We start from the raw sequence: 26,790 nt of genomic DNA, 5'->3' as shown, positions 1-26,790 counted from the left end.
GGGTAGCGACATGACCTTCAACGAGGGCATGCGGATCGACACCAGCACCACATCGACCAGCAGTGGCGGGGGCCGCGGTCCCGGGCGCGGCATCGCGGTCGGCGGCGGTCTCGGTGGGCTCCTGATCGTCGTGGTGGCGCTGTTCCTCGGCGTCGACCCTGGCACGGTGATGCCCGCCCAGGCCCCGATGGACACCCAGGGCGTCGAGGCGCCCGGGTTCGACCTCAGCCAGTGCCGGACCGGGAAGGACGCCAACGAGATCGTGCAGTGCCGGGTCGTGGCGACCGGGAACTCCCTCGACGGCGTGTGGGCGCAGCTGATGCCCGGCTACCGGCGGCCGAACGTCGAGATCTTCACCGGCGGTGTGAATACCGGCGGCTGCGGCTTCGCCAGCAGCGAGGTCGGCCCGTTCTACTGCCCGGGAGACCAGACCGCCTACTTCGACACCGGGTTCTTCGACGTGCTCACGACCCAGTTCGGTTCCAGCGGCGGCCCGTTCGCGCAGGAGTACGTCGTCGCCCACGAGTTCGGCCACCACGTGCAGAACCTGCAGGGCGTGCTCGGCCGCGCCCAGCAGGATCCGACCGGACCCACCGGCGGAGGCGTGCGCACCGAACTGCAGGCCGACTGCTACGCCGGGGTGTGGGCGCACTACGCCGCAATCACCAAGCAGGAAGGAACCGACGTGCCATTCCTGGAAGCGTTGACCGACAGGGACATCGCCGACGCGTTGTCCGCGGCCTCGGCCGTCGGCGACGACCGTATCCAAGAGGCGGCCACCGGCCGCGTCAGCCCGGAGTCGTGGACCCACGGCTCCTCGGCGCAACGCCAGAAGTGGTTCACCACCGGGTACCAGACCGGCGACCCGGCCAAGTGCGACACCTTCGCGACGAACAACCTTGGCTAGGCCCACCACGGCCGTCGACGCCGTCGCCGAACGCTATCTGGAGATCTCGGCGGCGCTGGATCCGTGCGCAGCCACCGAATCGGGCATCGCCGGCCACGACGACCAGATCACCGACTACTCCCCCGACGGTGTGAAGGCCCGCGCCGAGGCCGCCCGCGCCGCGCTGCGTGAACTCGACGGCGTGACCGCGACCGATGCCGTCGACGTGGTCACCGCCGCCGCGATGCGCGAGCGCCTCGGCGTGCTGCTCACCATGCACGACGCCGGCCTCGATCTCGGCGAACTCAACGTCATCGCCTCCCCGCTGCAGACCATGCGCGACGTCTTCGACCTGATGCCCACCGACACCGAGGACGAGTGGGCCACCGTCGACCGGCGGCTGACCCAGATCCCGCAGCGGGTGGCCGGGTACGCCGACGCGCTTCGTGCGGCGGCCCGCGACGGACGCGCCCCCGCGGCCCGGCAGGTGCGCCGGGGCATCCAGCAGGCCGACCAGAACGCCGAACTGTTCGTGACGATGGTCGCCGACGCCGACGTCCCCGCGCTGCAGCCCCAACTCGCCCGGCACGCCAGGAACGCGGCCGAGGCCTACAGCTGGCTGGCGACCACGCTGCGCGACGACATCGCCCCGCACGCCCGGGACACCGACGGCTGCGGGCGCGACGTCTATACCGTGATGTCACGCAACTTCCTCGGCGCCGCAGTCGATTTCGACGAGGCCTACGAGTGGGGTCTGGACCTGCTGGACAGCATCGTGGCCGAGCAGGACGCGATCGCCGACCGGCTCTACCCCGGGGCGTCGGCGGCCGAGGCGCTGCGCCGGCTCGACGGCGAGCAGCGCTACCTCGTCCACGGCACCGACGCACTCCAGCGCTGGATGCAGGAGTTGTCCGACCGCGTGGTGGATGCGTTGGCCGACAAGCACTTCGACATCGATCCCGCGCTGCGCAACCTGGAGTGCCGGATCGCGCCGACCCACACCGGCGGCATCTACTACACCGGCCCGTCGGAGGACCTGTCCCGTCCCGGCCGGATGTGGTGGTCGGTGCCGCGCGGCGTCGACACGTTCCACACCTGGCAGGAGACCACCACGGTCTTCCACGAAGGCGTGCCCGGACACCACCTGCAGATCGGCCGCGCGGTGGTGCTGGCCGACCAGCTCAACCGCTGGCGCAGGCTCGGCTGTTGGGTGTCCGGCCACGGCGAGGGCTGGGCGCTCTACGCCGAGCGGCTGATGGCCGAGCTGGGCTGGCTGGAGGACGCCGGCAACAGAATGGGAATGCTTGACGCACAACGGTTCCGCGCAGCCCGGGTGGTGATCGACATCGGTGTGCACTGCGGACTGAAGGCGCCCGACGGCGGCACCTGGGATGCGGACCGGGCGTGGACGTTCCTGCAGGCCCACAGCGCGATGGCTGAAGAGAACCTGCGGTTCGAGCTGGACCGCTACCTCGGCTGGCCGGGACAGGCGCCGTCCTACGCGATCGGCCAACGCATCTGGCAGCAACTGCGCGACGAGGTCGTCGCCCAGGGGGTGTCACTGAAGGAGTTCCACAGCCGGGCGCTGGACCTCGGCGGCCTGCCGCTGGAGGTGCTGCGCTCGGCCGTGCTGGCCGCACTCTAGAGGCGCGAATGCTCCTTGATTGCGGTGTCGGTGGTGCGCAGGGGCCGGATCAGCGCGTCCTGGGTGAAGGATGCGAGCAACTCGCCGTCCTCGGTGTGCACCGTCCCCCGCACGTAGGACATGCCGGCACCCACCTGCGTGCTCTCGTGGGTGTAGAGCAGCCAGCCGTCCCAGCGCACCGGCTCGTGGAAGCTGACCGACACCGTCATCGGCGCGGTCGACACCGTGAGGTGGGCCTGGCTGGTGCCGATGCCCTCATGGGCCCGCATCGTGGTCGAAATGCCAAGGTGTCCGGTGAAATACGCGATGAGCGCCTTGGCCAGATCGTCGCGCTCGGGAATCGGGTCGTAGTGCAGCCACGCGAACAGCTCTGGTGGCCCGACCTCGTCGGGGCTGTTGACGTCGACGACGTCGACCAGGCGCAGTTCCCGTCCGGTCATCGGCATCGCCGACGCGTTCGCCTCGGCCGGCGGCGCCACCTCGGGCCTGGGCAGGTGATGACGGATCACGTCGGCGGTCGGCACGTCGACCAGCACGGTCGTGGTGATGCACCGCTTACCGTTCTGCTTCGCCGTGACCACCGCCGTCGCCGTCGACCGGCCCTCGCTGACCACGTCGACGTCCAACTCGACCGGACCGGCGCCGACCAGCACCGCCCTGGCGAACACCGAGTACACCGAACGCACCGACTTGTCCGGAAAGCGCTTGGCGGCAGCGACGATCGACTGGGCGAGCACCTGCGTGCCCTCCACCACCTGCCGCTCGTCCTCGGCCGCCAGGCCGGTCTGCGCGGTGAAGACGTCCTGCCCGGAAGGCTGCGCGTCGAACAGGTCGAGCAGACCCTGGACCGTCCACGGGGTTTGCGCCGAATCGGTTGTCATGTGCCATCGCTTCCACTCGGTGACTGTCGTGGGAACAGTAACTGAGGTTTTCCAAAAGCGGTAACGTCATTACCGTGGATGAACCCGAATCCCGCGCGAGCCGGTTCATGCGGTCGGCGCTGGAGATCCTCGGCGAGACGGGCCGCACGGATTTCACCGTCCTGGAGGTGGTCGAGCGCGCCAAGACGTCGCTGCGCGCGTTCTATCAGCACTTCGCGACCAAGGACGAGCTGCTGTTGGCGCTGACCGACAAGATCATGGCCGACGCGACCGAACGCTGGCGCGTCGAGACCGCATCCCTGAGCGGGGTCGACGCGCTGCACCGGCTCATCGACCGGATCAGCGCCCCGCCCGAGTCCAGCACCCAGGACAGCATCAACAGGGGTCTGACCTACTACAACGACCATCTGATCGACACCCGGCCCAAGGAGTTCGCCGACGTGCTCGCGCCGCTGCACCGGCTGATCGCCGACATCCTGCGCCGCGGGATCGAGGAGGGCGCGTTCCGTCCCGACCTGGACATCGACACCGACGCCGCGATCCTGATGCAGACGGTGCTCGGCGCGCTCCGGCTGCGCGATCTGGGCGCCGGACTCAACGGGACACCGATCGTCGCGGCCCAGATCCACACTTTCTGCGTGCGCGGACTCCTGCGATAACGCCCGTGGTAATGTCGTTACCATTCTCGGTAATGCCATTACCGCTGAGTGCAAACACGTCCCGTGAGGAGCCCATGTCATGCCGTCACGCATCCTCGACTTTCCGGTGTTCGACGCCGACAACCACTTCTATGAGCCCAAGGAAGCGCTGACGAAGTTCCTTCCGGACAAGCGCAAGGGCGTCATCGACTACATCGACGTGCACGGCCGCACCAAGATCATGGTGCGCAACCACATCAGCGACTACATCCCCAACCCGACCTTCGAGGTGGTCGCGCGCCCGGGCGCCCAGGAGGACTACTTCCGGCACGGCAGCGGCGGCAAGAGCTACCGCGAGGTGATGGGCAAACCCATGAAGGCCATTCCGGCCTTCCGTGAACCCGCGGCGCGCCTGGAGGTGATGGACGGGCTCGGCCTGGACTACACGCTGATGTTCCCGACGCTGGCCTCACTGGTCGAGGAGCGGCTCAAGGACGATCCCGAACTGATCCACGACATCATCCATGCGCTCAACGAATGGATGTACGAGACTTGGCAGTTCAACTACGAGGACCGGATCTTCTCCACTCCGGTCATCACGCTGCCGATCGTCGACCGCGCCCTCGAGGAACTCGAGTGGTGCCTGGAGCGCGGCGCCAAGACCGTGCTCGTCCGGCCCGCCCCGGTGCCCGGCTACCGCGGCACCCGCTCGTTCGGCACCGAGGAGTTCGACCCGTTCTGGCAGGCGTGTGTGAAGGCCGGCATCCCGGTGGCGATGCACGCCTCCGACAGCGGCTACGCGCAGTACCTCAACGACTGGGAACCGGCCGACGAGTTCCTGCCGTTCAAGCCGACGTCGTTCCGGATGGTGGCGATGGGCAAGCGCCCGATCGAGGACACCATGGCCGCGCTGGTCTGCCACGGCGCCTTCACCCGCAACCCGGACCTGCGGGTCCTGTCTGTCGAGAACGGCGCGTCCTGGGTGCCTTACCTCTTCTACCAGTTCAAAGACGTGTTCGCGAAGATGCCGAACGAGTTCCCCGAGGACCCGATCGAGGCGTTCAAACGCTGCGTGTACGTCGCCCCGTTCTGGGAGGACGACTTCAAGAAGATGGCCGACCTGTGCGGCGCCGACCGGGTGATCTTCGGTTCGGACTGGCCGCATCCCGAGGGTCTTGCCGATCCGCTGAACCTGGTGTCCGACCTCGAGGCGCACGGCCTCGACGCTGAGGGCGTCCGAAAGGTCATGGGCAAGAACATGATCGATCTGTTCAAGGTCGAGAACAAGGTGGTGCACACGCCCGACGTGCCCGCCCTCGTCCTCGCGTGACACCGACTACGAAGAGGCTGAACTGATTTCATGACAACCGCCAATCCGGAACAGCTGCTGTTCGCCTCCACCACCTCGACCTTCCTGGAGAAGCAGGCGTCCCTGACCCATGTCCGCGGGTTGCACGCCTCCGACGTGTCGTTCCAGCCCGAATGGTGGCAGCGCGCCGCCGAACTGGGCTGGGCCAGCCTGCTGGTGCCCGAAGAGCTCGGCGGCGGCAGCGTCTCCGGTGACGGCGTCGCCGACCTGGCGATGGTCGCCGAGCAGATCGGACACACCGTGGCGCCCGGCCCGCTGCACCCGGTCAGCATCGTGCTGTCCGGGCTGGTCGACGCTCCCGACGGCCACGAGGAGACCATCGAGGCGCTGGTCTCCGGTGAACTCGTCGCGTCGTGGGCGGTGTACGAACCGCGACGGCCGTTCGCGCCGCTGCAGGCCACGACGAAAGCCACCCGCACCGACGGCGGTTACCGCGTCGACGGGGTGAAGGACCGGGTGGAGGCCGGCGCCGACAGCGGTGCGCTGCTGGTGACCGCCGAACTCGACGGCGCCGTCCGCCAGTTCCTGGTGCCGAGCGACGCCGCGGGCGTCACGGTGATCCCGCAGACGTCGGTGGACCTGGTCAAGCGGTACGCCCGGGTGCGCTTCGACGGCGTCGAGGTCGACGAATCCGCGGTGGTGGGCACCGCCGAGCAGACGCCGGCGATCATCGAGCGCCAGCGGCAGATCGCGCTGGTGCTGCAGTGCGCCGAGACCGTCGGCATCCTCGACTCCGTGCTGTCGATGACCAACCAGTGGTTGTTCGACCGGCACAGCTTCGGCCGCCCGCTGGCCTCCTATCAGGCGCTCAAGCACCGCGCCGCCGACATGAAGATGTGGTTCGAGGCCGCGCGGGGCACCACCGCCGGGGCGGTGCGCGCCGTCGCCGAACGCTCCCCCGACGCGGAGTTGCTCGTCAGCGTCGCCAAAGCCTATGTGGCCGAACGTGCGCCGGTGATGCTGCAGGACTGCGTGCAGTTGCACGGCGGCATCGGCGTCACCTGGGAGCATGACCTGCACCTGTACCTGCGCCGGGCTGTGCTCTACCGGGCGATGTTCGGCTCGCCCGAGGACCACCATCGCGCGGTGTACGCGCTGAGCAGCACGACGGAGGCGGCGAAATGACCCACACCATGGCATCGGCAGGTTCCACCGGCACCGTCGAGTCGGTCGACGAGTTCGCCGCCCGCGCACGCGCCTGGCTCGCCGAGAACATGCCGCGCATCGACCCCGAGCATCCGCCGTTCTCGGTGCGTGCCGAGCAGTCGTCCTGGGACCACGCCAAGGAGCTGCAGAAGCGTCTGCACGAGGGCGGTTTCGCGGGCATCTGCTTCCCGCGTGAGTACGGCGGTCTCGGCCTGGACTACGCCTACCAGCGGGCGTTCAACGCCGAATGCCGCTCCTACGAGATGCCGATGATCCTCAACGTGCCGACCTTCACGATCTGCGCGGCGACGATCCTGGACATGGGCACCGAAGATCAGAAACGCGACCGCATCTCGGCGGCCATCCGCGGTGACGAGATCCTGTGCCAGTTGCTGTCCGAGCCCAGCGGCGGCTCCGACCTGGCCGGGGTGATCACCCGCGCCGAGCGCCACGGCGACAAGTGGATCATCAACGGCGCCAAGACGTGGAGCACCAGCGCGTTCGCCGCCGACTACGGGCTGCTGCTGGCCCGCACCGACTGGACCGTGCCCAAACACGAAGGCCTGACGATGTTCCTGGTGCCGCTGAACGCGCCCGGCATCACCATGCGCCGCATCAAGGAGGTCAACGGCAACGAGGAGTTCTGCGAGGAATTCTTCGACGGGCTGGAACTCGGGCTCGACGCCGTGGTCGGCGAGGTGAACAAGGGTTGGGAGGTCGCCACCCGGCAGCTGCACCACGAGCGCCGCGCCGTCGGCGGCGGCTCGGAGTTCGCCAGCGGCACCGCCGCCGAGAACGCCAGCGAGATGCCACCCGACCACGTAGCGCTGGCCGTGGCCACCGGGCAGGGCGACGACCCCCGCATGCAGGACCTCGCAGGCAAGGCGCTCGTGCGCCGGATCGTCAAGGAACAGCTCATCGACCACGTCTTCCGCAGCATCACCGACGGGTCGCTGCCGCCGAACGCCGGCACGCTGATCCGGCTGTTCCACGCCGAGACCACCGAACTCGAGGTCGACACCGCGCTGGCGATCGCCGGCACCGCAGGCGTGATCGACGAGGGCGCGGACGACGCCCCCGAACTGACCGGCCTGCTCGACGTCGGGATCCGCTACCTGTCCCGCCAGACCGGCTCGCTCGGCGGGGGCTCCTCGGAGATGGCGCGCAATGTCATCGGCGAGCGCATCCTCGGCTTCCCCCGGGAGTTGGCCGCCGACAAGGGAGTTCCGTTCAACCAGGTCAAGCGCAACAAGAGCTGACGCTCAGCCTGCGGCGAGCTCGAGCTCGCGCAGCGGCTCGTCGGCCCGGGCGCGGACCTCGACGGCCAGCAGCGCGCCGCAGCCCGGGCACGCGTACGCGTCGGCGCGCAGGCCGGGGTGCAGCCGCACCTTGGCCCCGAGGTCCTGCTCTGTCAGTTCCGCGTGGCACGCCTGCTTTTTCCAGCTCTGCGCGACCGGGGCGAGCACGGTGCCGCAATCGCACGCATAGACCGCGGAGTCCAGTCCGCGGGCCAGTACCAGGTGATCGCCGATCCTCGTGGTGTTCTCGGGCAGCTGCGCCTGCACACAGTGCGCACCCGGCGCTCTCGTCCAGCTCATCCGCTCGGCCCGTGTCTGCCGACGCTTGCGCTCGGTGGCCGCGACGTCGACAGCGTCCCCGGCGAGCACGACGCGGTAGAACCGCTCGGCGCCCTCGGCCGAGATGCGCCCGGCGCGCACGTCGGCCAGCACCGCGGCCGGCTCGGCGTCGAGCGGGTCACCCCAGCCGCCACCGCCGTGGAAGCTCCAGTCGACGACGTCGCCTGCGTGGAACTGCAGTTCACCGGGCGAACCGGTGAACACCTCACGGTGACCGGTCAGCCCGGCCGAGGTGACCGGATTCCGCCCGTCGGCCAGCTGGTCGGCGATGTCGGAGCCGCGCACGATCGTGACCTGATGCGTCGAACCGGGCAGACCGCCGTGCACACCGTAGGTCGAGGGCATCGACATGCTGTGGCCGGCCATCACCGCGTGCATCGAATCCGTCTGGTGCAGTGTGAAAGTCGACGCGACCGAGACACCGCCGTGGTGGCGCCCGGCTCCCCCGCCGTCGGTGTTGGCGTAGCGGCCGAGGTAGAGCACCGGGAAGATCGACTCCTCCCCCTCGACGTTGTTGAACTGGGCGGTCAGGATCTCGTGCGGCCCGCGGTAATCCACGCCGTCGGCACGCACATTCGCGCCGCCGCCGCCGGCCAACACCTCGGTCATCGCGCCGCCGAAGGGTTCGCCGTACTGGTTGCGACCGGCGATGTGACAGACCATCAACGCGCCGGTGGTGCCGCCACGGGCCTCCGCACGCAGCGCCTCGTCGACGCTGACCAGATTCGACACCGCGGCGCCTGCGGTGTTGCACACCATCGCGGTGGCGCCGACCGTCGCCGCCCCGCACGGAGCCGGGTGCCGGGCGTTGACGATCGTGCCCTCGGGTGCGGACACCTCGATGACACGCATCACGCCGCTGTTCCACGGGATGTCGTGGGCCAGCAGCGGCAGGATGGCGGAGAACACGCCGCCGCGCAGCCCCGACATGGTGCAGTTGAAGAACCCCGGCAGCTGCTCGGCGGTCCGGCCGTAGTCGAACACCAGCCGGTCGCCCTCTTTGCGCAGCTCCACTTCGACTCGGGCCAAAGTGCTTTCATGGCCGTTGTGGTCGAAGTAGCTGCGCGCGCGGGTCACCGCGTCCGGCAGTCCGGCCAGCCGTTCGCGGACCAGGCTTTCGGACCGGTCCAGCATCGTGGTCATCACCGTGCGCACCGTGTCGGCGCCGTAGCGCTCCACCAGTTTCAGCAGGCCCTGCTTGGCGTGGGTGTTCGCGGCGATCATCGCCTTGAGGTCCAGGCCCAGGTTGGCCGGCAGCCGGGACGCGGCCAGGATCAGATTCCACACGTCCTGACGGGTCTTGCCGGCCTCGACGATCTTGGTGGGCGGCAGAACCAGGCCCTCCTGGTAGATCTCGCGTGCCGTCGGCGACCAGCTGGACGGGGTCATCCCGCCGATGTCGAGCACGTGCGCGCAGGTGCCGACCCACCCGATGCGCTCGCCGTCGAAGAACACCGGTTCGAGCATGGTGATGTCGGGCATGTGCAGCGCGCCCTTGTACGGGTCGTTGGTGATGAACACATCGCCCTCGCCGATGCCGATCGTGTCCGTGCAGTCGGCGATGATGTGATCCACCACGGTCTCCATCGAGCCCGAGTGGAAGAGGTTGTGCGGCCCCATCGCAACGACTTCGCCGGAGGCCAGGTAGACCCCGGTGTTGCAGTCGTTGGCCTCGGTCACCAGCGGTGAGCCGGACACGTTCTTGAGCACGGCGGACTGCTGGGCGACGATCGCGGTGAGCCGGTTGCGGATGACCTCGTAGGTGACGAGGTCCACGGTCAGGTCCATCGGTCAGTGCCCCTTCGGGTCGTTGTTGATGACGGTGTTCTCCAGGTCGTCGATGACCGCGCTCTGCCCCGGCCCAACGAAGATCGTGGTGCCGGGGTGCTCGATCACCGCCGGCCCCTGCACCCGGTCACCCGGGCGCAGGTCGGTGCCGCGGGCCACGTCCGCGCTCACCAGCCCGTGTTCGGGGCCCAGGTACACCGGCCTCGACGACGGCATGTGCCCACCGCCGGCACCGGCGCTGACGACACGGGTGACCCGCGGCTTGTCCAGTGCCCCCTTGGCCTGCACCCGCAAGGACACGATCTCCACCCCGGCGCCCAGGAACAGCGCCTCGCGGCCGTAGAGGTCGACGAACTGCGTCTCGAACGACGACAGCAGGCGCGCAATCGAATCCGAGTCCAGCGTGCCCGCCTCCACCGGCACGCTCAGGGTCTTGCTCTGCATCCGGAACCGCACCTCGGCGAAGCGCGCGACGGTGATCCGGTCGGCTGCCGCCCCGCCTTCGAGCAGCTCCTTGCCGACCTCGGCCTCGAGTTCGGCGAAATGCCGGTTGAAACGGTCGGGATCGAAGGCGTCCACCGCCCCGTGCCAGCTCGCCGAGTGCATCGGGTCGGAGATCTCGGCCGAGACGTGCAGATCGCTCATCACCGCGCCGAACGCCGAGTGCACGGTCGCGGTCGCGGGCACGATGATCGACTGCGCGCCCAGCTCGGCCCCGAACCGGTGGCAGTGCGATCCGCCGGCGCCACCGTAGGCGAACACCACGAAGTCGCGGGGGTCGTGACCGTGGCCGACGGTCAGCGTGTCGAGCAGGTCGGCCATCCGGTGGTCCGCGATGGCCTTGATGCCCGCGGCCGCCTCCTGCACCGAGATTCCCAGCGGCGCCGCGATTTTGTCGTGCACGGCGCGTTCGGCACCCTCGCGGTCGAGCTCGAAGGAACCGCCGAGGAAGTAGGCGGGGTCGATGATGCCGAGCACCACGTCGGCGTCGGTGACGGTGGGTTCGGTGCCGCCGCGTCGGTAGCAGACGGGCCCGGGCAGCGAGCCCGCGCTGGTCGGGCCGACCATGAGCTGGCCGCCGACGACGCGCGCGATGGAGCCGCCGCCCGCGCCGATCGCGGTGACCTGCACGGCGGGCTTGAGCACCCGGTAGCCGTTGACCTCCTGGAAGGTTTGCACCACGGGCTCGTAGTCGGTGATCATGCCGACGTCGAACGAGGTGCCGCCCATGTCGGTGGTCAGCACGTTCGGGGTGCCGATCTGCCGGGCGAGCTGGGCACTGGCCAGCACCCCGCCCGCGGGACCCGACGTCAGCACCGAGACCGCGGTCTCGCCGCAGCGCTCCGGGGTGATCACCCCGCCGCCGGAGTCCAGGATGCGCAGCGAACCTTTCAGGCCGCGGTCGCGCAGAGAGCCGTCGAGCTTGGTCATGTAGTCGCGCACCGCGGGGCCGAGGTACGCGTTCAGCGCGGTGGTGGCGGTGCGCTCGTACTCACCGAGCACCGGGGCGAGCTCGCTGGAGATGCTCAGGTACACCTCGGGAGCCATCTCGCGGATGATCGCGGCCACGCGCTGCTCGTGGGCCGGGTTGCGGAACGACCACAGCAGGCACACCGCGATCGCGCGCACGCCGTCGTCGAGCAGCGCCTGCACCTGGATGCGGACCTCCTGTTCGTCGAGCCGGACGAGCACCTCGCCGCGGTGGTCGATGCGTTCGGTGACCTCGCGGATCAGCGGCCGCGGGACGACCGGTTCGGCCACCCGGCGCTGCGAGTCGTGCATGATCTCGTGCAGCTCGCGGCCGATCCAGTGGCCGTGGGCGCGCTGCATCAGGATCGCGTCGCCGAACCCCTTGGTGGTGATGATGCCGGTGGGGACACCCTTGCGCTCGATCAGCGCGTTGGTGGCCACGGTGGTGCCCAGCCCGAAGAACTCGACCTGGGACAGGATCGAGCCGGGCTGCAGGCCCAATTCCTGTTCGGCCAGCGCCAGCGCGTTGTTCACCCCTTCGGACGGATCGTGCGGCGTGGTGGGCGTTTTCAGCAGCCGCGCGGTGCCCGACTCGTCGAGCAGGACGGCGTCGGTGAACGTCCCGCCGATGTCGATGCCGACGGAGTAACGGCAGGCAGATGCCATGGATAGGCCTCACTAACTTGATCGGGAGTAATTTCAGTTTACAGCGTGTATCGTGAGTTTTCCCCATGTAAGGTCGGTCACGTGGCCACCCTGCGCGATGCCCAGAAGCAACAGACACGTCGCCTGCTGCTCGACACGGGTCTGGCCTTGATCAGCGAAAAGGGCTACCCCGCAACGACGATCGACGACATCGCGGCGGCAGCCGGGACCACCCGGACCACCTTCTATCTGCATTTCGGGTCGAAGGCGGCGCTGATCAAGGAGCTGCTGGCCGAGGTGGACGAGATCCTGACCGCCGACGACGATCCGCCGCTGGCCGCCGTCGTGGCCTCCGGCGACCGCGAGCTGGTGCGCAAGTGGCTGGACCACAAGTTCGACCAGTGGACCAGGGTCGGCCCCTATCTACTGGTGGCCCACCAGGCCGAAGCCAGCGAACCCGAGGTGGCGGCGACCATCTCGAGCTGGTTCGACGGCACGATCGCCGCGATCGAGTCCGGCCTGGACCGCGCCGGCCGCTTTGACCCCGAGAGCCGTTGGGTGCGAAGCGCTCTGGCGTTCGGTCAGTTCGAATACGTATCGCGGCGGTTCTTCAGCCGAGGCTGGGAGGCCGACCGGCAGGTGGTCCTGCAGACCCTCACCGACTCGTGGTGTCACCTGCTGGCACAGGGATGACCGCCGGCTCGGACTCCTCGGACGCACTGTGGCCGCGCGCCACGCCGAACAGCATCACCGCGGCGGCCACCGCGGCGCCGAACATCACGATGCCCATCGGCACCGCGCTGTACTGACCCGCCAGCCCGACCAGCGGGGAGGCGGCGGCGCCGAGGCCGTACTGCAGGAATCCGATGAGCGCGGAACCGGTTCCGGCGGCACTGCGCACTTCGCCGATCGCCAGCGTCGTGGCATTGGCGTAGATGAAGCCCAGCGTGCCCATGAAACAGGCCATCAGCGCGATCGTCGCCCAGGGCAGCACTCCCCCGGCGGTGACGTTGACCAGCTGCAGCAGCGTGATGACGATCATCGCGCAGACACCGCCGGACAGCAGTGTGCGGGGCGCGACCCTGCGGACCAGCCGCGCCGACAGCACACCGGATGCGGCGACGCCCAGCGAGCACGCGCCGAAGGTCAGCGAGTAGGTGCGCGGGGACATGCCGAGGATGTTCTGCAGCACGAACGGCGACGCCGAGATGTAGGAGAACATCGCCGCCGACGTGCAGCCCAGGGTCAGCGTGTAGCCCATGAACCGGCGGTTCGACAGCACCGAAACCACACTGCGGCCAAAGGCTTTCAGGCCCGCCGGGCGCCGCTGGTGGGCGGGCAGGGATTCCCCGGCCATGAAGTAGGCGCCCAGCAGCATGAGCAGGTTCAGGCGGCCAGCACCACGAACACCGCCCGCCAGCCGAGCGCGACGACCACCTGGCCGCCGAGGACCGGCGCGACGATCGGGGCCAGCACGCCGATCACCATCATCACCGAGTACAGCTGTGCGGCCTGCGCACCCTGGGAGCGGTCGGCGATGATCGCGCGGGCCACCACCACCCCCGCCGCGCCGGCGAATCCCTGCACGAACCGCAGCGCGATCAGCACCTCGATCGACGGGCTCAGCGCACACGCCACGCTGGCCAGCAGACACGCGACGATGCCGACCAGCAGGGGCCCGCGTCGGCCGAGCCGGTCGGAGAGCTGACCGATGAACAGCTGACCGGCGGCCAGGCCGATCAGGAACGTGGTCAGGGTGAACTGCACCATCGACGCCGAGGTGCCGAACTCGACCGCGATGGCGGGGAATGCCGACATGTACATGTCGATCGAGAAGGGTGTCACCGCGGTCAACAGGGCGAGCACCAGGATGGGAGGGACGGTGGGTGGCGTGGTCGCCGGGGCGGGGGTGCGCAATGCCGGAAGATCCTCGAATCTGGAGATTAGTTATTCTATAATACATATTTATTCATAACTATTGGAGTGTGAGATGGCCGACATGCTCGACGGGAGCCGGCTGCGCGAGCTGGCCCTGACGCTGCACGACCTGTCCTGGCGCATCGCACGGTTCGGCCCGGCCCAGGCCGGCGTCGAGCCGCTGCCCGCCTCCGAATTGGCGGTACTGCGCGCAGTGATGGACCAGCCGGGCCGCGCCATGTCCGAGGTCGCCCAGTCACTGGCCATGCAGCCCAGCAACGTCAGCGCCGCGGTGCGCGCCCTGCACGACCGCGGGCTCGTCGAGAAACGACCCGCCGCCCACGACCGGCGCGTCACCTTGCTGGCGCCCACCCCGCGGGCACTGAAGGAACGTGAGCAGATCGAGGCGTCGATCACCGCGACCGTATCGGCGGCGCTGGCGAGTCTGCCCGCCGAGCAGGCCGACGCCCTGCGCCGCGCGCTGCCGGCGCTGCGAGCCCTGGCCGAACAGGTCGGCACCGCGGCGTGGCGGCTCTAGAACGTGGCGGTGCTAAACGTGGCGGTTCTAAAACAATGTGGGCTGCATCGCCGGCACGGAGACCGCCGCGACAGCAGGCGGGGGCGCGGGCGCGCTCATCCGCGATCCGCTGACCAGACCGTGCTTCGCCATCAGTGGCGCGGCCCGTCGCGCCAGGTCCGCCCGGTACTCGGCAGGCAGGTAGGCGCCGCGCCGGTACAGCCGCCGGTACTCACCGACCAGGTCGGGATAGGTGCGCGCCAGCCAGTCCATGAACCAGCCCCGCGTGGTGCCCCGCAGGTGCAGGCCGAACACCGTGGCACTGGACGCGCCCGCGGCCGCGATACGTCCGAGCAGGTCGTCGAGATGCTCGTCGGAATCGGTCAGCCGCGGCAGCACCGGCGCCACCATCACGTGGCAGCGCAGGCCCGCCGCCCGGATCGCCGAGATCAGCCCGAGCCGCGCCTCGGGCGTCGGCGTGCCGGGCTCGATCAGCGCGTGCAGGCCGGGGTCACCCACCGCCAGTGACACCGCGACGCTGACGTCCACCCGCTGCGCGGCATCGGTGAGCAGCGGCAGGTCCCGGCGCAGCAGCGTGCCCTTGGTCAGGATCGAGAACGGCGTCCCAGAATCGGTGAGCGCGCCGATGATGCCGGGCATCAGGGAGTACCGCCCCTCGGCGCGCTGGTAGGGGTCCGTATTCGTGCCCAGCGCGACGGTTTCGCGGGTCCACGACGGCCGGCTCAGTTCGCGGCGCAGCACCTCGGCGACATTGGTCTTGACGACCACCTGGGTGTCGAAGTCCCGGCCGCTGTCGAAGTCCAGATACTCGTGCGTCGGGCGGGCGAAGCAGTAACGGCACGCGTGCGAGCAACCGCGGTAGCCGTTGACGGTGAACCGGAACGGCAGATGCGCCGCGCCTTCGGGAACCCGGTTCAGCGCCGATTTGCACAGCACCTCGTGAAAGGTGATTCCGTCGAACTGCGGGGTACGCACGCTGCGGACCAGACCCATGCGCTGCAGACCGGGCAGCGCTCCGTCGTCGACGGCGATACCTTGACCTGCCCAGCGCATACCCCATGCGAACACACGTTCGATAGAGTGTCAAGCAGGCTCGCTTGGCAAGGCCGGGGCGATGGCGGACAATCGCAGGCTCAGCGCAGATCTCGAAGGGGCACATGTCAACTCACTACCAGGCCGAACTGCAGTCCGAACGCGAGTACGTGGACGGGCTGTACTCCCGGCTGGACGCCGAGCGGGCGCGGGTCAAGGACAGATACGCCGCCGCGCTGCGCAGCCCCGTCGACAAGCAGAACGGCGCCACCCTGGTGTCCCGGGATGCCGAGGTGCGTGCCACGGCCGCGCAGATGGACCGGCTCAACGTCGCCGACCACGGGCTCTGCTTCGGCAGGCTGGACAGCGCCGCGGGCGAACGTCTCTACATCGGCCGGATCGGCGTTCTCGACGACGACCACGAACCACTGCTGCTGGACTGGCGCGCACCCGCGGCCCGGGCGTTCTACACCGCCACCGGCGCCCACCCGGAGGAGATGCGCAGACGCAGGCAGTTCCACAGCCTGGGCCGCCGCCTGCTCGACTTCACCGACGAGGTGTTCGGCACGCCGCTGGACGAGGACGCCGGGGAACAGCCGGGCACCTCCAGCGACGTGGCGCTGCTCGCGGCGGTCAACGCGCCCCGGGGCGACGGCATGCGCGACATCGTCGCCACCATCCAGGCCGAACAGGATGCGATCATCCGGCTCGACCATCCCGGCGTGCTGGTCATCGAGGGCGGGCCGGGCACCGGCAAGACCGTGGTGGCGCTGCACCGCGTCGCCTATCTGCTCTACACCCAGCGCAAGCGGATGGAGAGCCACGGCGTCCTCGTGGTCGGGCCGAACAACGCGTTCCTGCGCCACATCGGGCGCGTGCTGCCGTCGCTGGGCGAGACCAACGTGGTGTTCCTGACCACCGGCGACCTCGTGCCCGGTCTGCACGTCGGCGCCGAGGACCACCCCGCGGCAGCCAAGGTCAAGGGCTCCCTGGCGATGCTCGACGTGCTCGCCGCGGCGGTCGCCGACCGTCAGCGCGTCCCCGAGCAGCCCATCCCGATCGACCTGTCCGACGTGTCGGTGCGCATCGACGCCGAGATCGCCCAGTGGGCGATCCAGGAGGCACGTGCTGCCGACCAGCCGCACAACGACGCGCGTGCGGTGTTCGTCGACGTCGTCACCTGGGCACTGACCGAACGGGCGATCGCCAAGATCGGCCGAGGCTGGCTGACCCGTGCCGACAAGGCCGCCTGGGAACACCTGCGGGCCGACCTGCTCGACGAGCTCGAGGACAACGCCGCGTTCACCGCGGCGCTGAACCAGCTCTGGCCGGTGCTGACTCCGGAAAAGCTTCTGTCCGAGCTGTATTCGTCGAAGGAGCGGCTGCGCGCCGCCGGGGCGGACCCCGTGCTGTACCGGGCCGACGGTGACGCGTGGACGGTGTCGGACGTGCCGCTGCTCGACGAGCTCGTCGACCTGCTGGGCCGGGACAAATCCGCCGAGGAGGCGGCCAAGAAGGAACGGCGGGAGGAAGCCGCCTACGCCGCGGGCGTGCTCGACCTGATGGTCGACCGCGAGGACCTGATGGACGACGAGGACCTGCTGCTGGCCCGCGATGTCATCGACGCCGAGGAACTGGCCGAACGCTTCCTCGAGCGCGACAGCCGGGATCTCGCCGAACGTGCTGCCGCGGACCGGGATTGGACTTACGGGCACGTCGTGGTCGACGAGGCCCAGGAACTCTCCGAGATGGACTGGCGGGTGTTGATGCGCCGCTGCCCGAGCCGGTCGTTCACGATGGTCGGCGATCTCGCGCAACGCCGCTCACCCGCAGGGGCCACGTCGTGGGACGCGGTGCTCAAGCGGTACGTGCCGGACCGGTGGGTGTACCGGACGCTGACGGTCAACTACCGCACCCCCGCCGAGATCATGGCCGTCGCCGCGTCGGTGCTCGCCGAGTTCGCCCCCGCGGCCACCCCGCCGGAATCGGTGCGCGCCACCGGCGTCGAGCCGTGGTCACGGCAGGTCACCGACGACGAACTCGCCGGTGCCATCGAGGATTTCGTGCGCGAGGAGGCGGGCCGGGACGGCACCTGCGTGGTGATCGGTCCGCCCGGTGTTCCGGGCACGGTGGCGCCCACACAGACCAAGGGTCTGGAGTTCGACGCCGTGCTGGTGGTCCACCCGGAGCGGATCCTCGCCGAGGGCCCGCGCGGGGCCGCCGACCTCTACGTCGCGCTGACCCGCGCGACCCAGCGCCTCGGGGTGCTGCACCGCGAGCCGCTACCGCCGGCGCTGGCCGGACTGGCGGCGAGGTGACTCACCACTGACCGAGCTGGCACCGCACGTTGTAGGGGTCGTCGTGCTGGGTGAGCACCTGACCGTCGACGGCGATGTCGCAGTGCGCGTTCGGGGCGGCCTGCCCGCCGCGGGTGGTGCTGCTCACCTGCAGGATCGCCCAGTTCGGGTCGGCCAGCGTGGTCTCGAAGACCCACGGCACACCTGGGGCGAGGTTGACCTTCTCCCGCTTGGCGAACGCATACGCGTCGGCGTTGAACGCCTGCATGCTCGGCGGCTGCGCCGTCAGATAGAACAGGTCGAACTCGTAGGCGCCGGCCGAGGTGAGCGTGTAACGGACCTGGTGCCCTTCCTGGGCGCTCGCGGTCGCCGCGCCGACCAATCCTGTGGCGGCCACCAGTGCTGCCGCGCCGACCGCCGCTCCTAGCTTGGTTGTTGCTGTTCGCATGTTGGTCACATCGCCGGACGGTACCGGATCGTTACCCGGCGGCAGTCTTGTGACCCGGGCGCGTAGCGATGGCAAACCAGAGACAGTGGGTGCCGACAGGTTAACCTGCCCGTCACACGCAGACATTTAGAAGAAACACGGGCGCTCTAACGTCCGGATTCGACACCGGGATGGTGTCACCACTTCGGTTTCTGAAGCGTTCTGAAGTACACCACCTCGGCGCCTCATCTGCGGATGAACGCTGCCGACTGCCAGAAAGGCCGTTCATGAACCCACTCCGACGCCACCGTGTGAGACGATCCGCGCTGACTGCAGGAAGCGTCGTGGCAGTCGCGAGCATGCTGCTGGCCGGTTGCGGCAGCAAGGCGACCGACACCGACTCAGCAAATGCGGAGTCGTGCGTGGACACGTCCGGTTCGAGCATCAAGGTCGGCGCCTTGAACTCGCTGTCGGGCACCATGGCGATCTCGGAGGTCACCGTCCGCAACGCGATCGATCTGGCCGTCGAACAGATCAACGCCTCCGGCGGTGTGCTGGGCAAGCAGATCCAGCTGGTCGGCGAGGACGGCGCGTCCGAGCCGACCGTGTTCGCCGAGAAGGCCGAGAAGCTGATCAGCAGCGACTGCGTCGCGGCGGTGTTCGGTGGCTGGACCTCGTCGAGCCGCAAGGCCATGCTGCCGGTGTTCGAGAGCGCGAACTCGCTGCTCTACTACCCCGTCCAGTACGAGGGCCTGGAGTCCTCCCCCAACATCTTCTACACCGGCGCGACCACGAATCAGCAGATCGTGCCCGCTCTCGACTACCTCAAGGAGAAGGGCGTCAAGTCGCTCTACCTCGTCGGCAGCGACTACGTCTTCCCGCAGACCGCCAACCGGATCATCAAGGCCTACGCGGAGGCCAACGGCATCGAGATCAAGGGCGAGGACTACACCCCGCTGGGCTCGACCGACTTCTCCACGATCATCAACAAGGTGCGCTCCGCGGGCGCCGACGCGGTGTTCAACACGCTCAACGGCGACTCCAACGTCGCGTTCTTCCGTGAGTACAAGAACGTCGGCCTCACCCCGCAGGACATGCCGGTGGTCTCGGTGTCGATCGCCGAGGAAGAGGTCGGCGGCATCGGTGTGCAGAACATCACCGGCCAGCTCACCGCGTGGGACTACTACCAGACCATCGACACCCCGGCCAACAACGCGTTCGTCGAGGCGTACAAGGCCAAGTTCGGCGCCGACAAGCCCACCTCGGACCCGATGGAGGCCGCCTACGCGTCGGTCTACCTGTGGAAGAACACCGTCGAGAAGGCGCAGTCCTTCGACGTCAAGGCGATCCAGGACAACGCCGACGGAGTGACCTTCGACGCACCCGAGGGCCTGGTCACCATCGACGGCGAGAACCACCACATCACCAAGACCGCCCGCATCGGTGAGATCCGGCCCGACGGTCTGATCTACACGGTGTGGGAGTCGCCGGCCCCGATCGAGCCCGACCCGTTCCTCAAGTCCTACCCGTGGGCCGCCGGACTGTCCGGCTGATCCACCTATGGATGCCGTAATCGGACAACTGGCAACAGGATTGAGCCTCGGCTCAATCCTGTTGCTGGCCGCACTGGGCCTCGCGCTGACCTTCGGCCAGATGGGCGTCATCAACATGGCGCACGGCGAGTTCATCATGGCCGGCTGCTACACCGCCTACGTGGTGCAGCAGCTCATCTCCAGCGCCGGGGTCTCCCTGATCCTGTCGCTGGTGATCGGTTTCTTCGTCGGCGGCGCGATGGGCGCCCTGCTGGAGGTGACGCTGATCCAGCGGATGTACCACCGGCCGCTGGACACGCTGCTGGTCACCTTCGGCGTCGGCCTGATCCTGCAGCAGGTCGCCCGGGACATCTTCGGCGCCCCCGCGGTCAACGTGGTGGCCCCGGAGTGGCTGTCCGGCGGCATGGAGATCTTCGGCGCGGTGGTCCCCAAGACCCGCATCTTCATCCTGGTGCTGGCCGTGGTGTGTGTCGCGGTGCTGGCCGCGGTGCTCAAGGTCAGCCCGATGGGCCGGCGCATCAGGGCGGTGGTGCAGAACCGCGATCTCGCTGAAACCAGCGGCATCTCGTCACGCAAGACCGACATCACCACGTTCTTCATCGGGTCCGGTCTGGCCGCGGTGGCCGGGGTGGCGCTGACGCTGATCGGCTCCACCAGCCCGACCATCGGGCAGAGCTACCTGATCGACGCGTTCCTGGTGGTCGTGGTCGGCGGACTCGGCCAGATCAAGGGCACGGTGATCGCGGCGTTCACCCTCGGGTTCCTGAACTCGTTCATCGAGTACAACACCACCGCGTCGCTGGCCAAGGTGATCGTGTTCGTGATCATCGTGATCTTCCTGCAGGCCCGTCCGCAAGGTCTGTTCACCGTCAGGACAAGGAGTCTCGTGTGAGGGCCTATCTGGGACGCTGGCAGACCTGGGCCGGGTTCGGGGTCGCCGCGCTGGTGCTGTTCGTCATCGCACCGGCGGTGCTGTCGGACTTCCGGCTCAGCCTGCTCGGCAAGTTCCTGTGCTTTGCGATCGTGGCCGTCGGCATCGGCCTGGCCTGGGGCCGCGGCGGAATGCTGGTGCTGGGCCAGGGCGTGTTCTTCGGGCTCGGCGGCTACATGATGGCGATGCATCTGAAGATCGCCGACGCGCAACTGGCCGGCGATGCGGTGCCCGACTTCATGCAGATCCAGGGTGTGCGCGAATTGCCCGCCTACTGGGCGCCTTTCGCGTCGCCGGTGGTGACGTTGGTCGCGATCGTCGTGGTTCCCGCGGCGATCGCCGCGGCGCTGGGGCTCGGCGTCTTCAAGCGCAAGGTCAAGGGCGCCTACTTCGCGATCCTGTCCCAGGCGCTGGCCGCCGCGCTGGCCATTCTGCTGGTCGGCCAGACCAGCCTGGGCGGATCCAACGGCCTCAACAGGTTCCGCACGTTCTTCGGCTTCACGCTCAGCGACCCGGTGAACCGGCGGATGCTGTACTTCATCGCCGCGGCGGTGCTGCTGATCGTGGTCGCCGTGGTGCGCCAACTCATGCAGAGCCGCTACGGCGAACTGCTGGTCGCCGTGCGTGACGGTGAGGAGCGGGTGCGATTCCTGGGCTACGACCCGGCCAACATCAAAGTGGTGGCCTACACCGTGGCCGCGTTGTTCGCCAGCATCGCCGGCGCCCTGTTCGCACCGATCGTCGGCTTCATCGCGCCGTCGCAGGTCGGCATCCTGCCGTCCATCGCGTTCCTGATCGGCGTCGCGATCGGCGGCCGGACCACCCTGCTGGGCCCGGTGCTGGGCGCGATCGGCGTGGCGTGGGCGCAGACGCTGTTCTCCGAACGCTTCCCGTCGGAGTGGACGTACGCCCAGGGCCTGCTGTTCATCATCGTCGTCGGATTCTTCCCCGCCGGTCTGGCCGGGCTCGGGGTGCTGCTCAAGCGCCGTCGCCGCGCCAAGACCGAACCGGAGGCGGACAAGACCGTCGATCCCGACGCAGAGAAGGTGGGTGCGGGTTCATGACCGAGATCCGGGCGAGTGCCGCGGGCAGGGAACCCGCCGTCGGCGGCAACGCCGGCATGGGTGCCCAGTACCTCGAAGTCCGCGGTCTGACAGTGGATTTCGATGGATTCAAAGCCGTCAGCGATGTCGATCTGACGTTGTTCCAGGGCGACCTGCGATTCCTGATCGGCCCCAACGGCGCGGGCAAGACCACGGTGATCGACGCCATCACCGGCCTGGTGCCCGCCACCGGCTCGGTGAACAAGTCCGGCGTCGAACTCCTCGGCAAGAAGGTGCACAAGATCGCCCGCCAGGGCGTCGGCCGCACGTTCCAGACCGCGAGCGTGTTCGAGGAACTGACAGTGCTGCAGAACCTCGACATCGCCGCCGGCGCGGGCCGGTCGGTGTGGACGCTGCTGCGCCGCAGGCGCGGGATCCTCCCGGCGATCGAACAGGCCCTGCACACCATCGGGCTGAGCCATCTGGCCGACCAGCCCGCCGGCGTGCTCGCCCACGGCCAGAAGCAGTGGCTGGAGATCGGCATGCTGCTGGTGCAGAACGCCGACGTGCTGCTGCTCGACGAACCCGTGGCGGGCATGAGCACCGAGGAGCGCGAAGAGACCGGAAACCTGTTGCGCCGCATCGGCGCCGAACGCACCGTGGTGGTCGTCGAGCACGACATGGACTTCATGCGGGCATTCGCGACATCGGTGACCGTGCTCGCGCGCGGACAGGTGATCGCCGAGGGATCGGTCGCCGAGGTGCAGGCAAATCCGAAGGTCCAGGAGGTCTATCTGGGGACCGCCGCGGCAGGCGCCGACGGAATCGAGCTCGTCGAGGGGAACTCCTGATGCTGCAAATGGTCGACGTCCGCACCGGCTACGGCCGCAGCCAGGTCATCCACGGGGTCAGCCTCGAAGTGCCGACCGACGGTGTCGCTGCGGTGATGGGACACAACGGCGCAGGGAAGACCACGCTGTTGCGGGCCGCGGTCGGGCTGCTGAAATGCACCGCGGGCAAGGTGCTCTTCGACGGCGAGGACATCACCAAGCTGCGACCGAGCGCACGGGTGGCGCGCGGACTGGCCTACGTGCCGCAGGGCCAGCAGTCGTTCGGGCAGTTGACCACCGCGGAGAACCTGCAGGTGGTTGCCGACGGCCGCAAGAACGGCAAGGCGCTGATCGACGAGCAGCTCGACCTGTTCCCGGCACTCAAGGAGCTGCTGGGCCGTCGCGCCGGCCTGCTCTCGGGCGGACAGCGTCAGCAACTCGCGATCGCCCGCGCGCTGATCACCACGCCGAAGTGCCTGATCCTCGACGAGCCGACCGAGGGCATCCAGCCGTCGGTGGTGCACGAGATCGAAGAGGCGATCACCGCGCTGACCGCCCGCGGCGACCTCGGGGTGCTGCTCGTCGAACAGCACATCGGCTTCGCGCTGGAATCGTCGCAGTGCTACTACATCCTGGAGGCCGGGCGCGTCACCACCAGTGGCACCGGCGGCTCGGCATCGGAGGCCGACGTCCGCGCCGCGATGGCCATTTAGCCCCCTCCCCCTTCTTCCCTTCCCTTTTTCCCGCGAGCGTGCGTGTCTGCGGCGGACACGCCGGAAGAAGCCCGACAAATACGCACGCTCGCTGAGCATTTGGCGCACCTTCGGCCGGCGACGTCAGGTGCCGATCGTCAGCGTCACACCGGCCGAGCGTGGCCGCGACCGTGCGCTTTCTCGGCCTTTTCTGCGGCGTGTCGGCCGCAAACACGCACGCTCGCGCCAGGAACGCCAGGAACGTCAGGACAGGCGCGAAACGACCTCGGCGACAACCTGATCGACGGCGATGTCGACCTGTTCGCCGGTGGCCAGGCTCTTCACCCCGACGGTGCCGGCCTCCAGGTCCCGATCGCCTGCCACCAGCGCGATCGACGCACCGGACCGGTCGGCGCCCTTCATCGCGCCCTTGAGGCTGCGGTCGCCGTAGGCGACATCCACGCGCACACCGGCCGCCCGCAGCTGCGCGGCCAGCACCGCCAGCCGCACCTTCGCGTCGGCGCCCAGCGGCACCGCGTACACGTCGACCCGCGCGGTCTCCCCGGCGGTCTTGCCCTCGGCCCGCAACGCCAGCAGAGTCCGGTCCACGCCGAGCCCGAACCCGATGCCGGACAGATCGCGCCCGCCCAGTTGTGACATCAGCCCGTCGTAGCGACCGCCGCCGCCGATGCCGGACTGCGCGCCGAGCCCGTCGTGCACGAACTCGAACGTCGTCTTGGTGTAGTAGTCCAGCCCGCGCACCATCCGCGGGTTGATCACGTACGGCACCGACAACGCGTCCAGGTGCGCCAGCACCGTGTCGAAATGCTGCTTGGCCGCATCCGAGAGGTGATCGAGCATCACCGGCGCGTCGGCGGTCATCTCCTTCATGTGCGGGCGCTTGTCGTCGAGCACCCGCAGCGGGTTGATCTCGGCGCGGCGCCGGGTCTCCTCGTCGAGGTCGAGCTTGAACAGGAACTCCTGCAACAGTTCCCGGTACTGCGGCCGGCAGCTGTCGTCGCCCAGCGAGGTGATCTCCAACCGGAAACCGTCCAGGCCCAGCGAGCGGAACCCGGCGTCGGCGACCGCGATCACCTCGGCGTCGAGTGCGGGATCGTCGACGCCGATCGCCTCCACCCCGACCTGCTGCAGCTGCCGGTACCGGCCGGCCTGGGGCCGTTCGTACCGGAAGAACGGTCCCGAGTAGCACAGCTTGACCGGTAGCTGCCCGCGGTCCAGGCCGTGCTCGATGACCGCCCGCATCACGCCCGCGGTGCCTTCGGGACGCAGCGTCACCGACCGGTCGCCGCGATCGGCGAACGTGTACATCTCCTTGGAGACCACGTCGGTGGACTCCCCCACCCCGCGCGCGAACAGCGCGGTGTCCTCGAAGATCGGCAACTCGATGTCGCCGTAGCCGGCCCGCCGCGCCGCGGTCAGCAGTCCGCCGCGCACGGCGACGAACTCCGCCGAGTCGGGCGGGAAATAGTCGGGGACGCCCTTGGGCGCCTTGAACGAGTCAGTCACGGAGTCAAACCTTCGAGAAAGGGGTTGGTGTGGCGTTCGACGCCGATGGTGCTGCGCTCGCCGTGCCCCGGTAGCACCAGGGTGTCGTCGTCGAGCACCAACAGCTTCGTCACGAGAGATTCCATCAGGTCCCGTCCGCTACCACCGGGCAGGTCGGTGCGCCCGACCGTCGCGCGCAACAGGGTGTCCCCGGTGAACACCATGCGGTCCGGGCCCTCCTCGACGCGGAACACCACCGAACCCATGGTGTGGCCCGGGGTGTGGTCGACGGCCACCGTGATCGCGCCGAGCTCGATCTTGTCGCCGTCGCGGTCCAGTTCGAGCACCTGTCTGGGTTCGCGGAACACCGGGCTCAGGGCCAGCCTGCCCAGCCCGGCCAGGAATCCCTGCCCGAGCCCGGCAATCGGATCTTTGAGCATGTGCCTGTCGGCCGGATGGATGAAGGTCGGGCAGCCGTAGGTGTCGGACACCTTCTGCGCCGACCACATGTGGTCGATGTGACCGTGGGTGAGCAGCACCGCAGCCGGGGTGAGCCGGTTCTCGTCGAGAATCCGCGCCAGCGGACCCATCGCCCGCTGACCGGGGTCGACGACGATGGCGTCGGCGCCCTGTCGCGGGGCCAGCACGTAGCAGTTGCACGCCAACACGCCGGCCGGGAATCCGGTGATCAACACGCCTTCCAGCTTCCCATGCCGAGCTCTTGGCGCTGTTCACGAGGGTCGCGGCGGGCGCGCCGAGCGCGAACTGGCACACTCGGTGCCGACCGGATCAACTTTCGAGGAGGACACCGGGCGTGCCGACGAACGAACAACGGCGTGAGACAGCCAAGCGCAAACTGGAACGTCAGCTGGAGAATCGGGCCGAGCGAGAGCGCAAGCGTCGCCAGTACACGATCATCGGATCCGCGGCTGCGGCCGTGGTCGTGGTCGGCGCAGTGGTCGCGACCATCGTGATCACCAACCGCGACTCGGACACCCCGACCGCAGCGCCTGCCTCCTCCACCCCGGAGACGTCGTCGGCGTTCGACATGCCGGCACCGCCGCAGTCCGGCGGGCTGCCCGAGTTCGTCGCCCCCGCGGGACTGGGCCAGAACTGCCAGTACCCGCAGTCCGCCGATGCGGCCAGCAAGGAGAACAACCCGCCGCGTTCGGGCAAGGTGCCCACCGAGCCGGCCCAGGTCAGCGCCAGCATGGCCACCGACCGGGGCAACATCGGGCTGCAGCTGGACAACGGCAAGTCCCCGTGCACGGTCAACAGCTTCGCCAGCCTGGCCCAGCAGGGCTACTTCAACGACACCCCGTGCCACCGGCTGACGACCAGCGAGTCCCTCGCGGTCCTGCAGTGCGGCGACCCGACCGGCGAGGGCACCGGCGGGCCCGGATACGAGTTCGCCAACGAGTACCCGACCGACCAGTACCAGCCCGACGACCCGGCACTCAACCAGCCGGTCGTCTACCCGCGCGGGACGCTGGCGATGGCCAACGCCGGCCCGGGCACCAACGGCAGCCAGTTCTTCCTCGTGTACCAGGACTCGCAGCTGCCGCCGCAGTACACGGTGTTCGGCACCATCGACGAGACCGGTCTGGAGACCCTGGACAAGATCGCGGCCGAGGGTGTCGACGGCGGCGGAGCCGACGGTGCGCCGAAGCTGGCCACCACGGTGAAGTCAATCCAGCTGGACTGACCACCCGCTCAGCGCACGGCGTCCGCCGACGAGCGGGCGTCGGCGTCGACGGCCGTCACCACCGATGGCGGTACGCGAAGGTCAGCGTGCAGCCCAGCGATCTTCCGTCTGCACCTGCCTGCCGCTGTGGTGTCCCCCGAGCAGGCGCGCGACCTCACCCCAGACGACCACCGGCGGGCGTTCGCGGCCTTCGCCGCGGCCCGGGCCGGACCAA

Annotated in this window: 22 protein-coding genes and 1 pseudogene; 15 read left to right on the top strand and 8 right to left on the bottom strand. The window is 68.9% G+C overall.

The features are described from left to right. The first annotated feature begins 10 nt into the window (after positions 1–10). Positions 11–907, top strand: coding sequence for a neutral zinc metallopeptidase (locus C6A87_RS12145; protein ID WP_311117443.1), 897 nt, complete (start codon positions 11–13; stop codon positions 905–907). Then, complete coding sequence (locus C6A87_RS12140) at positions 900–2,531, top strand: DUF885 domain-containing protein (protein ID WP_311117442.1); 1,632 nt, start codon at positions 900–902, stop codon at positions 2,529–2,531. Before C6A87_RS12145 ends, C6A87_RS12140 begins: the two co-directional genes overlap by 8 nt. Here C6A87_RS12140 and C6A87_RS12135 read toward each other — a convergent pair. Next, on the bottom strand, positions 2,528–3,412 hold the full coding sequence (locus C6A87_RS12135; RefSeq protein ID WP_311117441.1) for an acyl-CoA thioesterase domain-containing protein: 885 nt from the start codon (positions 3,410–3,412) through the stop codon (positions 2,528–2,530). The genes C6A87_RS12140 and C6A87_RS12135 overlap by 4 nt on opposite strands. Positions 3,413–3,519: 107 nt before the next feature. Here C6A87_RS12135 and C6A87_RS12130 point away from each other — a divergent pair, with 107 nt between their 5' ends. The 4 genes from C6A87_RS12130 to C6A87_RS12115 all read left to right on the top strand — a co-directional run bounded on the left by C6A87_RS12130 (position 3,520) and on the right by C6A87_RS12115 (position 7,824). Next, positions 3,520–4,071, top strand: coding sequence for a TetR/AcrR family transcriptional regulator (locus C6A87_RS12130; protein WP_311117902.1), 552 nt, complete (start codon positions 3,520–3,522; stop codon positions 4,069–4,071). A gap of 79 nt (positions 4,072–4,150) precedes the next feature. After that, positions 4,151–5,380 carry an amidohydrolase family protein gene (locus tag C6A87_RS12125; protein WP_311117440.1) on the top strand — a complete coding sequence of 410 codons (1,230 nt, stop codon included), beginning with the start codon at positions 4,151–4,153 and terminating at the stop codon, positions 5,378–5,380. 30 nt (positions 5,381–5,410) lie between these two features. Further along, positions 5,411–6,544: an acyl-CoA dehydrogenase family protein gene (locus tag C6A87_RS12120; RefSeq protein ID WP_311117439.1), complete on the top strand. Its 1,134-nt coding sequence runs from the start codon at positions 5,411–5,413 to the stop codon at positions 6,542–6,544. After that, on the top strand, positions 6,541–7,824 hold the full coding sequence (locus C6A87_RS12115; RefSeq protein WP_311117438.1) for an acyl-CoA dehydrogenase family protein: 1,284 nt from the start codon (positions 6,541–6,543) through the stop codon (positions 7,822–7,824). The genes C6A87_RS12120 and C6A87_RS12115 overlap by 4 nt, the downstream gene beginning before the upstream one ends. A gap of 3 nt (positions 7,825–7,827) precedes the next feature. On the opposite strand, the gene C6A87_RS12110 is transcribed toward C6A87_RS12115, so the two are convergent. Both C6A87_RS12110 and C6A87_RS12105 read right to left on the bottom strand, forming a co-directional pair. Then, positions 7,828–9,990, bottom strand: a complete 2,163-nt coding sequence (locus tag C6A87_RS12110) for a hydantoinase B/oxoprolinase family protein (protein WP_311117437.1) — start codon at positions 9,988–9,990, stop codon at positions 7,828–7,830. A gap of 3 nt (positions 9,991–9,993) precedes the next feature. Beyond that, the gene (locus C6A87_RS12105) at positions 9,994–12,126 is read right to left on the bottom strand and encodes a hydantoinase/oxoprolinase family protein (RefSeq protein ID WP_311117436.1); all 2,133 of its coding nucleotides are present in this window, start codon (positions 12,124–12,126) and stop codon (positions 9,994–9,996) included. 81 nt (positions 12,127–12,207) lie between these two features. Here C6A87_RS12105 and C6A87_RS12100 point away from each other — a divergent pair, with 81 nt between their 5' ends. After that, on the top strand, positions 12,208–12,798 hold the full coding sequence (locus C6A87_RS12100; protein WP_311117435.1) for a TetR/AcrR family transcriptional regulator: 591 nt from the start codon (positions 12,208–12,210) through the stop codon (positions 12,796–12,798). On the opposite strand, the pseudogene C6A87_RS12095 reads toward C6A87_RS12100, so the two are convergent. Beyond that, positions 12,761–14,022, bottom strand: a pseudogene (locus C6A87_RS12095) (multidrug effflux MFS transporter). The gene C6A87_RS12100 and the pseudogene C6A87_RS12095 overlap by 38 nt on opposite strands. A 73-nt stretch (positions 14,023–14,095) precedes the next feature. Here C6A87_RS12095 and C6A87_RS12090 point away from each other — a divergent pair. Next, the gene (locus C6A87_RS12090) at positions 14,096–14,560 is read left to right on the top strand and encodes a MarR family winged helix-turn-helix transcriptional regulator (protein WP_311117434.1); all 465 of its coding nucleotides are present in this window, start codon (positions 14,096–14,098) and stop codon (positions 14,558–14,560) included. A gap of 27 nt (positions 14,561–14,587) precedes the next feature. Here C6A87_RS12090 and C6A87_RS12085 read toward each other — a convergent pair whose 3' ends face one another. Then, positions 14,588–15,613 carry an Rv2578c family radical SAM protein gene (locus C6A87_RS12085; RefSeq protein ID WP_311117433.1) on the bottom strand — a complete coding sequence of 342 codons (1,026 nt, stop codon included), beginning with the start codon at positions 15,611–15,613 and terminating at the stop codon, positions 14,588–14,590. A 104-nt stretch (positions 15,614–15,717) separates the two neighbouring features. Between C6A87_RS12085 and helR the strand changes: the two genes are divergently transcribed. Next, positions 15,718–17,910, top strand: a complete 2,193-nt coding sequence (gene helR / locus C6A87_RS12080) for an RNA polymerase recycling motor ATPase HelR (protein WP_396837048.1) — start codon at positions 15,718–15,720, stop codon at positions 17,908–17,910. A gap of 1 nt (position 17,911) precedes the next feature. Here helR and C6A87_RS12075 read toward each other — a convergent pair whose 3' ends face one another. Next, positions 17,912–18,337, bottom strand: coding sequence for a hypothetical protein (locus tag C6A87_RS12075; RefSeq protein WP_311117432.1), 426 nt, complete (start codon positions 18,335–18,337; stop codon positions 17,912–17,914). A gap of 266 nt (positions 18,338–18,603) precedes the next feature. Between C6A87_RS12075 and urtA the strand changes: the two genes are divergently transcribed. The 5 genes from urtA to urtE are packed head-to-tail and all read left to right on the top strand — an operon-like array spanning position 18,604 to position 23,386. Then, a complete protein-coding gene (gene urtA / locus C6A87_RS12070) occupies positions 18,604–19,869 on the top strand; it encodes an urea ABC transporter substrate-binding protein (RefSeq protein WP_311117431.1) in 1,266 nt (421 codons plus the stop codon). Positions 19,870–19,876: 7 nt separating this feature from the next. After that, positions 19,877–20,761: an urea ABC transporter permease subunit UrtB gene (gene urtB / locus C6A87_RS12065; protein ID WP_311117430.1), complete on the top strand. Its 885-nt coding sequence runs from the start codon at positions 19,877–19,879 to the stop codon at positions 20,759–20,761. Beyond that, a complete protein-coding gene (urtC, locus tag C6A87_RS12060; RefSeq protein ID WP_311117429.1) occupies positions 20,758–21,864 on the top strand; it encodes an urea ABC transporter permease subunit UrtC in 1,107 nt (368 codons plus the stop codon). The genes urtB and urtC overlap by 4 nt, the downstream gene beginning before the upstream one ends. After that, complete coding sequence (urtD, locus tag C6A87_RS12055) at positions 21,861–22,694, top strand: urea ABC transporter ATP-binding protein UrtD (RefSeq protein WP_311117428.1); 834 nt, start codon at positions 21,861–21,863, stop codon at positions 22,692–22,694. Before urtC ends, urtD begins: the two co-directional genes overlap by 4 nt. Next, complete coding sequence (urtE, locus tag C6A87_RS12050) at positions 22,694–23,386, top strand: urea ABC transporter ATP-binding subunit UrtE (protein ID WP_311117427.1); 693 nt, start codon at positions 22,694–22,696, stop codon at positions 23,384–23,386. Before urtD ends, urtE begins: the two co-directional genes overlap by 1 nt. Before the next feature lie 243 nt (positions 23,387–23,629). Here the strand turns inward: urtE and hisS are convergent, their stop codons facing one another. Continuing rightward, complete coding sequence (gene hisS, locus C6A87_RS12045) at positions 23,630–24,892, bottom strand: histidine--tRNA ligase (RefSeq protein WP_311117426.1); 1,263 nt, start codon at positions 24,890–24,892, stop codon at positions 23,630–23,632. Continuing rightward, complete coding sequence (locus C6A87_RS12040) at positions 24,889–25,566, bottom strand: MBL fold metallo-hydrolase (protein WP_311117425.1); 678 nt, start codon at positions 25,564–25,566, stop codon at positions 24,889–24,891. The genes hisS and C6A87_RS12040 overlap by 4 nt, the downstream gene beginning before the upstream one ends. Positions 25,567–25,685: 119 nt before the next feature. Between C6A87_RS12040 and C6A87_RS12035 the strand changes: the two genes are divergently transcribed. Then, entirely contained in the window at positions 25,686–26,576 is an 891-nt protein-coding gene (locus C6A87_RS12035) for a peptidylprolyl isomerase (protein ID WP_311117424.1), read from the top strand. The last annotated feature ends 214 nt before the right edge of the window (positions 26,577–26,790 follow it).

The sequence above is a fragment of the Mycobacterium sp. ITM-2016-00317 genome (genome assembly GCF_002968295.1).
Lineage (GTDB): Bacteria > Actinomycetota > Actinomycetes > Mycobacteriales > Mycobacteriaceae > Mycobacterium.
Note: the sequence above shows the minus strand (reverse complement) of the source record. Positions and strands in the feature narration are given on the sequence as shown.